Origin of the sequence: Mesorhizobium sp. PUT5, from assembly GCF_052216645.1 — a bacterium.
GTDB lineage: Bacteria > Pseudomonadota > Alphaproteobacteria > Rhizobiales > Rhizobiaceae > Mesorhizobium.
On sequence record NZ_JBQOSO010000003.1, the window covers coordinates 1,562,838 to 1,576,269 of the forward strand.

Sequence of the window (13,432 nt, forward strand, 5' to 3'; positions counted from 1 at the left end):
ATTTCGATTCAGGCTGTGGGAACGACGATAAATGTCTAAGCAATGGTCCCGCGCGTTGTCGTTCATGTTACCTCCATTGGTTGACGGAATTCTCCTAGGCTCAATCGTGGGGGGCGTGAATCTGTACATTGCGGTTCAGCACAATCCGCAAGGAGAGTTCTATGACTACGACAGTCACGCCGTGATTTTATTGGCTGCGATACCGTTGTTCCTGTCATGGTTTTTACCTGTTGCACTTTTGGTTTTTGTCGTCCAGTCACTTACGGCTTTGTTTTGGCGTTGGCTCGGATTGCCGCGCTGACTAGAGCGGTTTTCGATCAGTCTGGCTCATAACCACATGAAGTGAAGTAGTTGGCGCATTCGTTAGGCTGGAAGATATCGACGAGCTTGCCGATCAGGCTCCAGAGGCCGCCGACGGTTCGCTCTCCCGCCTTGCGCAGCATGGCCTTGAGGCGGGAGAAGGCTTTCTCAATGGGGTTGAAGTCCGGGCTGTAGGGCGGAAGGAAGCGCAGTGTCGCGCCCGCTGCCTGGATGTGTTCGCGCACCGAGGCCCGCTTGTGGCTCGACAGATTATCCATGACGACAACGTCACCGGGGCGCAGTTCCGGCACGAGAACCTGAGTGACATAGGCTTCAAACCAGTCGCCGTTGATCGGCCGATCCAGCACCATCGGTGCGACCATGCCACTCATGCGCAGCCCGGCCACGAGCGTGGTGGTCTTGCGGTGGCCATGCGGGAAGCCCATCCGCAGCCGCTCGCCTTTTGGGCAGCGTCCATGGCTGCGGGTCATGTTGGTGGTGGTCCATGTTTCGTCGATGAACACAAGACGCTCCGGTTCCAGATCGATCTGGCCGTCGAACCAGGCCCGGCGCTGCTTCAGGATATCGGGACGGTCTTGCTCGACGGCATGGCCAGTCTTTTTTTGCGCGTCATGCCACGGCGCGCGAAGAAGCGGTGGAGCCCGGCGATCGAGACGTGCAAGCCGATCTCGATCAGCGCCAGGCGCAGTTCCTCAAGCGAGGTGTCCCTGCGCGCTTCCCAAATCGCCAGGATGTCCGCCCCACGCTCCTCGATCCGGCGTGACCGCATATCGCCGCCCTGTGGTTTGGGAGAAAAGTCGCCAGTTTCCCGGCGCTGCGCCTGCCAGCGGATCGCCGTCGATGGTGCAACGCCAAAGCGAGCGGCTGCCGCACGGCAGCTCATACCATCATCAACCGCCGCCAGAAGCCGCGAACGCAAATCCATCGAAAGAGGTTGGCCCATCCATGCCGGCCTCCATCACCAGCACGGATCCTGAATCAGAAATTACGCTCCGAGGGAATCCACTCTCGATTCATAACGGTCGAAATCCGCTCTAGCGAGTATTTGGAGATTTGTGACGATCTTGGAGCCATATTGCTGAGCGATTGTGGGGCAAGATCCGAAGAGTTTTTCCGGGGACGACCATGGGATGCTGAAATGTGATCGAGGTGACGCGACATGCATCCTTTGCTCAAGAGATCTGTGGCCAATACTTCGTTCGCTTTTACGAAATCTATACCACGCTGGACGAAGTGGCGGCGCTCGGCATTCGCGGGTTGAACGAGGAAGAGAAAAAGGAACTGGCGCTCGTTCTCGACGACATCACGAGTTCGCGTTACAGCGCCGACGATCTCGTGAAGTTATGGAACAGCTCGCCCGCCGACGTATGGTTCGGCGATGGCGAGGAGGTGCGCATGCTATTCAGGCGCGCCCGGCAAATGATCGCCTGAGGCCGCGCCAGGATCGAGGCGGAAAGTTTCCTGGCCGAGGGCGCCCCTGTAGAGGATGATGGACGCAAGCTGCGCGACCGTTGCCGCGCAGGCTGCATGTGGAAAGGCCGGCTGCCCGGCATCTCGATATAGCGAGGCATTCGCCAGCCGCGCCTGCGTGCGGGCCGGCCGTTTGCCTTCGCTTGTTTCTTACCATCGAAAACCGGACGAACCCATGAACGACACCAACTGGCTGTGGCTGGCGAAGCTCGCCGGCGCCGTCGGCGGCTCGGCGATCTCGCTGGCCTACATCCTGCCGCACGGCCGCCGCGAGGCGGCGTCGCGCTTCGCGGTCGGGGTGGTCTGCGGCCTCGTCTTCGGCGGCACGGCGGGGCTGAAGATCGCCTCCGAACTGGGCGTCGAGGCCATCATCGGGCCGATCGAGATGATGCTGATGGGCTCGGCCGCCGCCAGCCTGTGCGCCTGGTGGGCGCTGGGCTTCGTCATGCGCGCCTTCGAGCAGAACCGCATCGTGGGCATGTTCCGCAAAAAAGATCAGGAGAATGCCGATGGACGCTGAGACATTGGCGCGGCTGTGCGAAAGAAAGCGCCTCGACCTGGCCGTGAGCGCTGTGGAGCCGGACGGCTCGTTCTGCGGCTACGCCAGCCTGTTCGGCAAGGTCGATCTCGGCAAGGACGTGGTCGAGCGCGGCGCCTTCTCCGCCTCGCTGCGGGCGCGCGGCGCGGCCGGCATCCGCATGCTCTACCAGCATGACCCGAACCAGCCGATCGGCGCCTGGACCGAAATCCGCGAGGACGCGCGCGGCCTGTTCGTGCGCGGGCGGCTGACACGGGAGGTGGCCCGCGCCCGTGAGGTGCTGAGCCTTATGCGGGCCGGCGCACTCGATGGGCTTTCCATCGGCTTCCGCGCCGTGCGGGCAACGCGCGACGCGGCAGGCGGCGTGCGCCGCATCCTGGAGGCCGACCTGTGGGAAATCTCGGTCGTCACCTTCCCCATGCTGCCCGGGGCGCGCGTCGAAGCCGTCAAGGGCCGGCGGACGCGCCGCCTTCTGACGCTCGATCCCGGCCTTGCGGCCTCGATCCGCGCCGCCACGCGCATCATCAACAGGAAAGGAAATGCCATATGAACGCAGCATCCCCCCACATGCCGGTCGAGACCAAATCGGCAGCCGGCGACCCTCTCGACCTGAAGGACGCCTTCGGCGAGTTCATGTCCGCCTTTTCGGCGTTCCGCGAAAGCAATGACGAGCGGCTGGAGCAGCTCGAGACCCGCCTCGGCGCCGATGTCGTCACCACGGAAAAGGTCGAGCGCATCTCCCAGGCGCTGGACGAGCACAAGCGGGCGCTCGACAGGCTGACGCTGAAGGGCATGCGCCCGGCGCTCGGCCGTGAGGAGCGGCCTGCGCCGTCCGAGCACAAGAACGCCTTCCACGCCTATCTGCGCAGCGGCGACGACAGGCTGCTGCGCGCGCTGGACACCAAGGCCATGTCGTCCTATGGCTCCGGCCAGGACGGCGGCTATCTGGTGCCGACCGAGACCGAGACGGAAATCGGCCGCCGGCTTGCCGCGCTTTCGCCGATCCGCTCCATCGCTTCGGTGCGGCAGGTCTCGTCCGCCGTTCTGAAGAAGCCGTTTTCGGTGACCGGGCCGGCGGTGGGCTGGGTGGCCGAGACTGCGGCGCGCCCCCAGACCAGCACGGCCACGCTGGCCGAACTGCAGTTCCCGACCATGGAACTCTACGCCATGCCGGCCGCAACCGCGACGCTGCTGGACGACGCGGTGGTCGACCTCGACCAGTGGATCTCCGGCGAGGTGGAGGTGGCCTTCGCCGAGCAGGAGGGAACGGCCTTCGTCTCCGGCGACGGCACCAACAAGCCCAGGGGCTTCCTCGACTATCCGCAGGTCGCCGAAAGCGCCTGGCAATGGGGCAAGATCGGCTACAAGCTCACTGGCGCGGCGGGCGAATTGCCGGAGGACGACCCGTCCGACCTGCTGATCGACACGATCTATTCGCTCAAGGCCGGCTACCGCCAGAACGCCAACTGGGTGATGAACCGCAAGACGCAGGCGACGATCCGCAAGCTGAAGGACGCCGACGGCAACTATATGTGGCAGCCGCCGGCCGCTCCCGGCCAGCGCGCCCTTTTCATGGGCTTCCCCGTGGTCGAGGCCGAGGACATGCCCAATGCGGCCGCCGACGCCACACCGATCGCCTTCGGCGATTTCGGCCGCGGCTATCTGGTGGTGGACCGGACCGGCGTGCGGGTGCTGCGCGACCCGTATTCGGCCAAACCCTACGTGCTGTTCTACACCACCAAGCGCGTCGGCGGCGGCGTCCAGGACTTCGACGCCATCAAGCTGGTCAAGTTCGGCACGGCCTGATCGCTGCGGCGGCGTCCAACCTCGCGCCGCCGCACACCGTGCCCGCTGCGGCTCCGGCCCCTCCCGCCGGAGCCGCTTTTTCTTTCCAGACGAGGTGGACGCATGACGCTTTTCCGAACCGCCGAACCCTCCGCCGAGCCGGTCACGCTGGCCGAAGCCCGGGCTCATCTGCGCCTCGATCACCAGGGCGACGACGAGCTGCTTTCAGGCCTGATCCGCGCCGCCTGGCAGGAGGTGGAACGCAGCACCGGCCTGGCGCTGCTGGAACAGCACTGGCGGCTGGCCCTCGACCGCTGGCCGCGTTCCGGGCGGGCGGCGCTCGCCGTCCACCCGGTGCGCGAGGTGCTTTCCGTCACCGTCTTCGGCAGCGAGGGCGAGGCATCCCTGCTTGCGCCCGCAAGCTACGAGGCCGACCTGTTGTCCCGGCCGGCGCGCGTCCATTTCAGCGAGATGCCGAAGCCGGGGCGCATCATGAACGGCGTCGAGATCGATTTCACCGCCGGCTTCGGCGAGGCGAGCACGGACGTGCCGGACCTGCTGCGCCGCGCGATCCTGCTCCTGGTCGCGCACTGGTACGAGTTCCGCGCCGGCTTCGGGCCGGGCGATCAGCCGGTTTCCTTTCCCGGTGGCTACGACCGGCTGATTGCCGGCTATCGCGCCCGGAGGCTATGATGGTGATGTTCGTCGACTCCGGCGCGCTGCGCAGCGAGCTTTCGTTGCAGGCCTGCACCATGCAGCCGGACGGCCTCGGCGGTTTTGTCGAGCAGTGGGCGGAGGTCGCCACCGTCTTCGCCCGCATCGAGCCGGTGGCGGCCGAAAGCCGCTTCGGCGCCGGCCAGACGCTGGAGGCGATGACCCACCGCATCACGCTGCGCCGCCGCGCCGGGCTGGCAAGCGGAATGCGCTTTGCCAAGGCCGGTCGCGTGTTCGACATCCTCACCGTCCACGACCCGGACGAGAGCGGCCGTTATTTCGTGTGCCGGGTGCGGGAGGTTGGCCTATGAAGCTTGCCATGGCGATGACGCTCGACGGGCTGATGCGTGCCCTGCGCTGGCGGGCGCACGATCTGGCCGAGAGCATGGAAGGCGGCTACGCTGCCGGCGCCCGCGATCCGGCGCGCGCCGAGAGGCTGTCGCAGCGCAGGCATATGCAGGCGCAGTCCGGGGAGGCAGACGATGACCGCAGCCGCCGCTGATCTTCAGAAGGCCCTGTTCGAGGCCCTGAACGGCGACGCCGCGCTGGTTGCCGCACTGGGCGGAGCCAAGGTGCTCGACCACGCGCCCGCCAATGTCGCCTTTCCCTACATCACCTTCGGCCGCACCAGCGTCTACGACTGGAGCACGAGCACCGAGAGCGGCACCGAGCAGCTCTTCACGCTGCATGTCTGGTCCAAGGCCAAGGGCAAGGCCGAAGCGCTCGCCGTCATGGAGATCGTGCGCTGGCGGCTGGACGCCGGAGCGCTCGCGCTGGACGACCGCCACCTCGTCAACCTCACCTTCGAGTTCGCCGAGGCCCGCTTCGACGAGGACCTGTCCGTTTATCACGGCCTGCTGCGGTACCGGGCGGTGATGGAGGACGCCTGACGGCCGTCCGCGCAATATCCGACAATCAGGAGACCCCGACATGGTCGCACAGAAGGGCAAGGACCTTCTTCTCAAGATCGATTCCGACGGCTCCGGCGCCTTCGTCACCGTGGCCGGGCTGCGTTCCAAGCGCATCGCCTTCAACAGCGAGACGGTAGACGTCACCGATGCCGATTCGGCCGGGCGCTGGCGCGAGCTGCTGGCCGGCTCCGGCGTGCAGCGCGCCGCCATCAGCGGCTCCGGCATCTTCAAGGACGCCGCCTCTGACGCCGCGATCCGCGCCCGCTTCTTTGCCGGCGAGATCGTGGGCTGGCAGCTCGCGGTGCCGGATTTCGGCATCGTTTCCGGCCCGTTCCAGATCACCTCGCTGGAATATACCGGCGCGCATGACGGCGAGGTGGCCTTCGAGATGGCGCTGGAATCGGCCGGCGCCATCTCCTTTGCGGTGGCGCCATGAACGCCAACCGCCGCCGCGGCGAGATCGTGGCAACCCTCGACGGCAGGCCGCATCGGCTGTGCCTGACGCTAGGCGCGCTGGCCGAGCTGGAGAGCGCCTACGAGGCCGACGATCTCGGCGCGCTGGTCGCCCGCTTCTCGGGCGGGCGCCTGTCCGCGCTCGACCTGATCCGCGTGGTCGGCGCCGGCCTGCGCGGCGGCGGCGAGGCGGTGACGGATGAGGCGGTCGGCGCCATGCAGTGCGAGGACGGTGTGGCCGGCTTCGCCGCGATCGTGTCGGAACTGCTGACCGTGACCTTCGGCAAGGCTGGGGAGGCCGCCGACCCAAACCCTTGAATGCCGCGGCGGGTTCGAGGCCGGCCTTCCCCTGGGACGAGGTCATGGCGATCGGGCTCGGCCTGCTGCGGCTTCAGCCGGGCGCGTTCTGGGCCATGACGCCGCGGGAATTCGAGCGCGCGGCAAGCGTGCTTGTCCCGGCCCGCGCCGCGCCGCCCGGCCGGCGCGACCTGGCCGCGCTGATGCGGGCGTTTCCGGACGCGGCCGCATAGTTTTCAATCCCGAGGAGAACCGACTTGGCCGAGGACGTCACCGTTTCCATCCGCGCCGACACCGCGCCCTTCGAGACCGCGCTCGCCAATCTGGAAAAGCTTTCCGAGAGCTTCGGCAGCCAGATCGCCGGGGCGCTGAAGGGGGCTGCCGTCAGCGGCCGCGAGTTCGACGACGTTCTGCGCCGCATCGGGCTCAACCTTGCCGGCATAGCGCTGGAGCAAGGCCTGAAGCCGCTGCAGTCGCTGGCGGGGTCGCTGTTTTCCGGCCTGCTGGGCGGCCTGCTGCCCTTCGCCAAGGGCGGTGTCGTGCCGTTCGCTTCCGGCGGCGTGGTGTCGGCGCCAACCTATTTCCCGGTCGCGGGCGGCGTCGGGCTGATGGGCGAGGCGGGCCCGGAGGCCATCCTGCCGCTGCGGCGCGGCGCTGACGGCAGCCTGGGTGTGGCCGCCGGCGGCGGGGGCGCATCCGTCAATGTCGTCTTCAACGTCACCGCGCAGGACGCCGCCTCCTTCCGCAAGTCGGAGGCGCAGATCACCGGCATGCTGGCGCGCGCCGTCTCGCGCGGCAGCAGGACCCTTTGAAGGAGGCGGCGTTGAGCGAGCTTGCCAGTTTTCACGACGTCCTGTTCCCGCCGGCCGTCTCCTTCGGCGCCACCGGCGGGCCGGAGCGCCGCAACGAGATCGTCGCGCTGACCTCTGGCCGCGAGAAGCGCAACGCGCGCCTCGCGCAGTCGCGGCGGCGCTACGACGCCGGCACCGGAATCCGCTCGCTGGAGGACCTGCACGACGTGGTGGCGTTCTTCGAGGCGCGGCGCGGCTCGCTGCACGCCTTCCGCTTCCGCGACCCGTTCGACATGAAGTCGTGCCGGCCGCAGGCCACACCTTCGCCGCAGGACCAGAGGCTGGGGACGGGCGACGGCACGACAATGCGCTTTGCGCTGGTGAAGGTCTATGGCGAGGGTGCGGACGCCTACAGCCGGCCTATCGCCCGACCGCGACCGGAAAGCCTGCGCGTTGCCGTGGGCGGGGTGGACGCCGGCTTCAGCTTCGACGAAGAGAAAGCCGAGATCGTGCTGGCCAGCGCCCCGGGCGTGGGAATTCCCATCACCGCCGGCTACGAGTTCGACGTGCCGGTGCGCTTCGACACCGAGCGCATCGAGATCAGCATCACCAGTTTCAAGGCCGGGCAGATCCCCAGCATCCCGCTGGTCGAGGTGCTGCTGTGAGCGCATTTCCGCAGGCTCTTGCCGCGCATCTGGCGCGCGACGTCACCACGGTCTGCCAATGCTGGCGGCTGACCCGCCGCGACGGCCAGGTGAGCGGCTTCACCGATCATGACCGGAGGCTGACCGTCGCGGGCGTGGATTATGAGCCCGGCACCGGGCTGGCCGCCAGCGAGGCGCGGGATTCGCTCGGGCTCGCCGTCGACACGGTCGATGTGGAGGGCGCGCTTTGCTCCGAGCGTATCCGTGCCGAGGACATCGCTGCCGGCCTATACGACGGCGCCAGGGTGGAGGCGTTCCTGGTCAACTGGCGCGATCCCGCCGTCTTTGCCCTCATCCGCACCTCCACCATCGGCAAGCTGACGCGCGGCGGCGAACATTTCGTCGCCGAGCTGGAAAGCCTCGTCCATGCGCTCGACCAGCCCAACGGCCGCTACGTGACCCGCGCCTGCGACGCGGAGCTGGGCGATGTACGCTGCGGCGTGGATCTCGGCGCGTCCGGCTTTGCCGGCGAGGGCGTGGTGGCGCTGGCCGGCAGTGCGGACACGATCGCGGTTTCCGGTCTGGGCGATTTCGCCGGCGGCTGGTTCGCGCACGGCACGCTGCTGTGGACCGGCAGCGCCCGGCAGGGGCGCAGCGAGCGCATCGTGGCGCACCGCATCGAGGACGGCACGGTGCTCTTGACGCTGCTGCCTTCCGTCGGGCCGGTCATCGCGCAGGGCGATGCCTTTTCCGTTGCGGCAGGCTGCGACAAGAGCTTCGCCACCTGCAGGAAGAAATTCGCCAACGCGCTGAATTTTCGCGGCTTCCCCCATTTGCCGGGCAATGACACGGCCTATTCCTATGCCGTCGACGGCGGCCAGTTCGATGGCGGTCCGGTCGTCCCCTGAAATGGGTGCCGGCACGGCGGCCGCCGTCGTGGCCGAGGCACTATCGTGGATCGGCACGCCCTACCGCCACCAGGCCGCACGCAAGGGCGTCGGCTGCGACTGCCTCGGCCTGGTTCGCGGGGTGTGGCGGGCTCTCTACGGCGTCGAACTGGAGAAGCCCGGCGCTTATGCGCCGGACTGGGCCGAGACCGGGGGCAGGGAGCGGCTGCTGGAGGGCGCGCGCCGCCATTTCACGCCGCGTGGACGACCTCATCCCGTCGATCCGGGCGACCTTTTGCTGTTCCGCTGGAGGCCCGGCCTGCCGGCCAAGCATCTCGGCATCGTGGTGACGGACGGCCGCTTCGTGCATGCCTATGAGGGCGCGGGCGCCGTGGTCGCCTCGGCGCTGGTGCCGCAATGGCGTGCCCGCATCGCGGCGCGCTTCACCTTCCCCGACATTCACCGATAGAGCCGGAGCGGTTCATGGCGACAATTCTGCTACAGGCGGCCGGCGCCTATCTGGGCGGCATGCTCGGCCCCGTGGGTAGCGCGATCGGCACTGCCGCCGGGGCGCTTGCCGGCTATGCGGTCGACACCGCGCTCATCAACGCCACCAGGCGCATCGAAGGGCCGCGGCTTACCGGTGCGCGGCCGTTCACCGCCGAAGAAGGCGTGTCGCTGCCGCGCATCTACGGCACTGCGCGTATGGGCGGAATCCTGATCTGGGCCACCCGCTTCGAGGAGAGCAGCGAGACGCGGCGCCAGGGCAAGCTGGGGCCGCGCGTCACGCAATACAGCTACTTTGCCAACGTCGCCTTCGCGCTGTGCGAGGGCGAGATAGCCGGCATCCGCCGCATCTGGGCCGACGGACGCGAGATCGACCGGGAAGGTGTCGAGCTGCGCATCTACCAGGGCAGCGAGGACCAGCCGCCCGACCCGCTGATCGAGGCCAAGCAGGGCGCCGGCAACGCGCCCGCCTATCGCGGCGTCGCCTATGTCGTGCTCGACCGCTTCGACCTTTCCGACTACGGCAACCGCATCCCGCAACTGCAATTCGAGGTAATCCGCCCGATCGGCCGCCTGAGCCGGCAGGTGCGGGCGGTCTCCCTGCTGCCCGGCGCGATCGAATACGGGCTTTCGCCTGCGCTCATCACGCGCATGCGGCGCCCCGGCGAGGAGGAGGCCGTCAACCGCAACGTGCTGTTCGCCGGCACCGACATCGCCGCCTCGCTGGACGAATTGCAGGCCATCTGCCCGAAGCTGGAGCATGTGGCGCTGATCTCGACATGGTTCGGCGACGATCTGCGCGCCGGTTCCTGCCGCGTGCGGCCGGCAGTGACCGATGCCGGCGAGACCGGCTTTTCCAGCGACTGGGTGGTTTCCGGGCTGCCCCGCGCCGAGGCCCCGGTGGTCTCCTTTCACGATGGCGGCGCGGCCTATGGAGGCACCCCCTCCGACCGCAGCGTGCTCGACGCCATCGCCGAGATCAAGGCGCGCGGCCTTTCGGTCACGCTCTACCCGTTCATGATGATGGACATCCCGGTCGACAACGCGCTGCCGGACCCGGAGGGCGGGGCGGCCCAGCCGCCCTATCCGTGGCGCGGGCGCATCACCTGCGATCCCGCGCCGGGCCGGCCCGGCTCCGCCGACAAGACGGCCGCCGCGCGCGCCCAGGTGGCCGCCTTCTGCGGTGCGGCGCGGTCCGGCGATTTTGCTCCGGAAACCGATACGATCCGCTTTTCCGGGGCGCCGGACGAATGGGGCTATCGCCGCATGGTGCTGCATTACGCGCATCTGGCGGTTCTGGCCGGCGGCGTCGACGCCTTCCTGGTGGGCAGCGAGCTGCGCGGCCTGACTCGGCTGCGCGACGGCGCCGGCAAATTCCCCTTTGTGGAGGAGTTGTGCGCGCTGGCGGGGGAAGCGCGCTCGGTTCTGGGCCCGGCCACCCGCACCACCTATGGCGCGGACTGGAGCGAATATTTCGGCTACCACCCGGCCGACGGCAGCGGCGACGTCTATTTCAACCTCGATCCGCTGTGGTCGCATCCGGCGGTCGATGCGGTCGGCATCGACAACTACATGCCGCTCTCCGACTGGCGCGACGCCGACTATGCCGGCGGCAATCCGGACGGTTTTTGCGGCCCCTACGATCCGGACGGGCTGAAGGCGGCTGTCGCCTGCGGCGAGGGTTTCGACTGGTACTATGCGAGCGCCGAGGCCCGCGCCGGGCGGGTGCGCACGCCGATCACCGACGGCGCCTACGGCAAGCCGTGGACCTACCGCTACAAGGACATCGTCTCCTGGTGGTCCAATGCCCATTACGACCGCGTCAGCGGCGTGGAGCGGCCGCAGCCCACCGGCTGGGTGCCGCGCGGCAAGCCGATCTGGCTCACCGAGTTGGGCTGCCCGGCCGTCGACAAGGGTCCGAACCAGCCCAACGTGTTTCCCGACCCGAAATCGTCGGAAGGCGGCTCGCCCTATTTCTCCACCGGCGGGCGCTCGGACGTCGCTGCGCGCCGCTACCTGGACGCGCATATGGCACATTGGGATGCGGCGGGCTCCGATTTCCGGGACACCGCCAATCCGCTGTCGCCGGTCTATGGCGGGCGCATGCTGGATTTCTCCCGCGTTTATCTGTGGGCGTGGGACGCGCGGCCGTTCCCGGCCTTTCCGCTGCGCAACGACCTGTGGTCCGACGGCGGCAACTGGAACCTCGGCCACTGGCTGAACGGGCGGCTGGGCAGCGCCGATCTCGGCTCGCTCATCAACGCCATCCTGGCCGACCACGGCCAGCCGCCGGCGGTCGTGGACAATGCCGACGGCGTCGTGCAGGGTTATGTGCTGGAGGATCCCACCACGGCGCGGGCTGCGCTGGAGCCGCTGGTGGACCTGTTCGACCTTGCGGTCATCGAGGAGCCCGACCGGCTCCTCTTCCGCACGGCCGGCGCGACCGGCGAGGCGGCAATCGAGATGACCGGCCTCGTGCTTTCCGACGAGGCGCCCGTGGTGGAGACCACGCGCTCGCCCGACCACGAACTGCCGGCGGAAGCGGTCCTGACCTTCCGCGATCCGATGATCGAATACCAGGCCGCTTCGGTGCGTGCTACGCGCCTCGGTGCCCGGGGAAGCCGGCAGCACGCGATGAGTTTCCCCGGCGTGCTGGAAAAGGGCCAGGGTACCGTTCTGCTCGAGGAATGGCTGAAACGGGCATGGTACCAGTGCGAAGTCGCCACCTTCTGCGTCGCGCAGCCGCGGGACGACATCGTGCCCGGCGCCATCATCCGCTTGCCGGAATCGAAAAACTCCTCGGAGTTCCTGGTGACGGGCATCGAGGACGGGCTGGTGCGCAAGGTCACCGCCCGGCAGATCACCCGGGGCGTGCCGGCGCCGTGGCATGAGCCGCAGCCGTCGGTCCCGCCGGGCACCGATGCCGGCGGTCCCGTCGTCGGCAAGCCGCACGTATTGTTCCTCGACCTGCCGGCGGAGGCCGGCGCGGGCGAAGCGCGCGACCAGTTCCGCGTCGCCGCCTGGCAGAAGCCCTGGCGCAGCCAGACGCTGTCCGTATCGCCGGAGGATGCCGGCTTTTCCACCCGCACATTGGTTTCCCGGCCTGCCTCGCTCGGCCGGCTCGTCCAGCCGTTGGGTCCGGGCTTCGAGGGCCGGCTTGACCGGGCGGGTTTCGTCCACGTCGAACTTTTCGAGGCGCAGGCTGCGAGCGCAAGCCGGCTCCAGCTTCTCAACGGCGCCAACGCGGCGGCCCTGCGCTCTGCGTCGGGCGCGTGGGAGGTGCTGCAATTCGAGGCGGCCGAGGAGATTGCGCCGCAGGTCTGGCGGCTGGGCGGGCTGCTGCGCGGCCAACTCGGAACCGGCGACGCCATGGCGGCGGGCGCGGGTGCCGGCGCCGATTTCGTCATCCTTGACGAGGCGGTCGTGCCGGCCGGCCTGCTGCCGGCAGAGGTGGGCCTGCTGCTGAACTGGCGTGTTGCCCCCTCCGGCCCCTGGACCGGCGCGTTCGCGCAGAGCGCCGAGATCGGTGGCCTGCGCGCCCTGCTGCCGTTTTCGCCGGTGCATCTTCGGGCGCGGTGGCGCGACGGCGATCTGGAGCTTTCGTGGATACGCCGCAGTCGCATCGGCGGCGATTCCTGGGAGGGCGGCGACGTTCCGCTGGGCGAGGAGGCCGAGCAGTACGGTATCGAGATCGCCGCGGCCGGCGGCCCGGTGCTGCGCACGGCCACCGCCTCCGAACCGTCGTGGCTCTACACGGCCGCGACGATCGGCGCGGATTTCGGCGCGCCGCCCGCCGCCCTCGACGTGACGGTGCGCCAACTCGGCCGCGCCGGTTGGGGTGTTCCGGCCACCCGGCGCCTGCCGCTCCAATAGCACTCAAGCCAAGGGATTACGCCATGATCAGCACCAAGCCCTGGTATCTGTCGCGCACCATCTGGGCCTCCGTCATCACTGTGCTCACCGGCCTTGCCGGACTGAGCGGATTGCCGGTCGAGGACCTGGACCATGCCGCCCTGGTCGAGACGCTGCTTCAGGCGGTGAGTGCCGTTTCCGGCCTGATCGCCGTTATTGGCAGGTTGTCGGCCAAGCACAGAATAGGCTAGGGTATGCAGGC

At 68.3% G+C, this 13,432-nt stretch carries 19 protein-coding genes; 18 read left to right on the forward strand and 1 reads right to left on the reverse strand.

Features of this window, described 5'->3' with window-relative positions; all coding sequences use genetic code 11:
* Positions 1-31 precede the first annotated feature (31 nt).
* On the forward strand, positions 32-301 hold the full coding sequence (locus tag ACTDI4_RS08980) for a hypothetical protein (protein ID WP_442840824.1): 270 nt from the start codon (positions 32-34) through the stop codon (positions 299-301).
* A 16-nt stretch (positions 302-317) separates the two neighbouring features.
* On the opposite strand, the gene ACTDI4_RS08985 is transcribed toward ACTDI4_RS08980, so the two are convergent.
* Positions 318-1,264, reverse strand: a protein-coding gene (locus ACTDI4_RS08985) for an IS630 family transposase (RefSeq protein ID WP_442839650.1) whose coding sequence is annotated in 2 segments (ribosomal slippage) — positions 318-928 and positions 928-1,264 — 948 coding nt in all. Because the reading frame shifts where the segments join, the coding sequence is not laid out codon by codon here.
* Between the two features lie 197 nt (positions 1,265-1,461).
* On the opposite strand from ACTDI4_RS08985, the gene ACTDI4_RS08990 reads away from it, so the two are divergent.
* From ACTDI4_RS08990 to ACTDI4_RS09070, 17 genes are all read left to right on the forward strand, one after another.
* Complete coding sequence (locus ACTDI4_RS08990) at positions 1,462-1,752, forward strand: hypothetical protein (RefSeq protein WP_442840825.1); 291 nt, start codon at positions 1,462-1,464, stop codon at positions 1,750-1,752.
* A gap of 214 nt (positions 1,753-1,966) precedes the next feature.
* Positions 1,967-2,311, forward strand: a complete 345-nt coding sequence (locus ACTDI4_RS08995) for a DUF6107 family protein (protein ID WP_442840826.1) — start codon at positions 1,967-1,969, stop codon at positions 2,309-2,311.
* A complete protein-coding gene (locus tag ACTDI4_RS09000) occupies positions 2,301-2,879 on the forward strand; it encodes an HK97 family phage prohead protease (RefSeq protein ID WP_442840827.1) in 579 nt (192 codons plus the stop codon). Before ACTDI4_RS08995 ends, ACTDI4_RS09000 begins: the two co-directional genes overlap by 11 nt.
* Positions 2,876-4,135, forward strand: coding sequence for a phage major capsid protein (locus tag ACTDI4_RS09005; protein ID WP_442840828.1), 1,260 nt, complete (start codon positions 2,876-2,878; stop codon positions 4,133-4,135). The genes ACTDI4_RS09000 and ACTDI4_RS09005 overlap by 4 nt, the downstream gene beginning before the upstream one ends.
* A gap of 102 nt (positions 4,136-4,237) precedes the next feature.
* Positions 4,238-4,807: a head-tail connector protein gene (locus ACTDI4_RS09010; RefSeq protein ID WP_442840829.1), complete on the forward strand. Its 570-nt coding sequence runs from the start codon at positions 4,238-4,240 to the stop codon at positions 4,805-4,807.
* 5 nt (positions 4,808-4,812) lie between these two features.
* Positions 4,813-5,139, forward strand: coding sequence for a phage head closure protein (locus ACTDI4_RS09015; protein ID WP_442840830.1), 327 nt, complete (start codon positions 4,813-4,815; stop codon positions 5,137-5,139).
* Positions 5,136-5,330, forward strand: a complete 195-nt coding sequence (locus ACTDI4_RS09020; RefSeq protein WP_442840831.1) for a hypothetical protein — start codon at positions 5,136-5,138, stop codon at positions 5,328-5,330. The genes ACTDI4_RS09015 and ACTDI4_RS09020 overlap by 4 nt, the downstream gene beginning before the upstream one ends.
* Positions 5,311-5,718 (forward strand): DUF3168 domain-containing protein, encoded by a 408-nt coding sequence (locus ACTDI4_RS09025; protein ID WP_442840832.1) that lies wholly within the window; start codon positions 5,311-5,313, stop codon positions 5,716-5,718. The genes ACTDI4_RS09020 and ACTDI4_RS09025 overlap by 20 nt, the downstream gene beginning before the upstream one ends.
* A gap of 40 nt (positions 5,719-5,758) precedes the next feature.
* Complete coding sequence (locus tag ACTDI4_RS09030; RefSeq protein WP_442840833.1) at positions 5,759-6,175, forward strand: phage major tail protein, TP901-1 family; 417 nt, start codon at positions 5,759-5,761, stop codon at positions 6,173-6,175.
* On the forward strand, positions 6,172-6,510 hold the full coding sequence (locus ACTDI4_RS09035) for a gene transfer agent family protein (protein ID WP_442840834.1): 339 nt from the start codon (positions 6,172-6,174) through the stop codon (positions 6,508-6,510). The genes ACTDI4_RS09030 and ACTDI4_RS09035 overlap by 4 nt, the downstream gene beginning before the upstream one ends.
* Positions 6,507-6,722: a rcc01693 family protein gene (locus tag ACTDI4_RS09040; protein ID WP_442840835.1), complete on the forward strand. Its 216-nt coding sequence runs from the start codon at positions 6,507-6,509 to the stop codon at positions 6,720-6,722. The genes ACTDI4_RS09035 and ACTDI4_RS09040 overlap by 4 nt, the downstream gene beginning before the upstream one ends.
* A 24-nt stretch (positions 6,723-6,746) precedes the next feature.
* Positions 6,747-7,301, forward strand: coding sequence for a phage tail tape measure protein (locus ACTDI4_RS09045; RefSeq protein WP_442840836.1), 555 nt, complete (start codon positions 6,747-6,749; stop codon positions 7,299-7,301).
* Positions 7,302-7,312: 11 nt separating this feature from the next.
* Positions 7,313-7,945 (forward strand): phage distal tail protein, Rcc01695 family, encoded by a 633-nt coding sequence (locus ACTDI4_RS09050; protein WP_442840837.1) that lies wholly within the window; start codon positions 7,313-7,315, stop codon positions 7,943-7,945.
* The gene (locus tag ACTDI4_RS09055; RefSeq protein WP_442840838.1) at positions 7,942-8,832 is read left to right on the forward strand and encodes a DUF2163 domain-containing protein; all 891 of its coding nucleotides are present in this window, start codon (positions 7,942-7,944) and stop codon (positions 8,830-8,832) included. Before ACTDI4_RS09050 ends, ACTDI4_RS09055 begins: the two co-directional genes overlap by 4 nt.
* A complete protein-coding gene (locus ACTDI4_RS09060; RefSeq protein WP_442840839.1) occupies positions 8,810-9,280 on the forward strand; it encodes an NlpC/P60 family protein in 471 nt (156 codons plus the stop codon). Before ACTDI4_RS09055 ends, ACTDI4_RS09060 begins: the two co-directional genes overlap by 23 nt.
* Positions 9,281-9,294: 14 nt before the next feature.
* The gene (locus ACTDI4_RS09065; RefSeq protein ID WP_442840840.1) at positions 9,295-13,191 is read left to right on the forward strand and encodes a baseplate multidomain protein megatron; all 3,897 of its coding nucleotides are present in this window, start codon (positions 9,295-9,297) and stop codon (positions 13,189-13,191) included.
* 23 nt (positions 13,192-13,214) lie between these two features.
* Positions 13,215-13,421 (forward strand): hypothetical protein, encoded by a 207-nt coding sequence (locus tag ACTDI4_RS09070; protein ID WP_442840841.1) that lies wholly within the window; start codon positions 13,215-13,217, stop codon positions 13,419-13,421.
* The last annotated feature ends 11 nt before the right edge of the window (positions 13,422-13,432 follow it).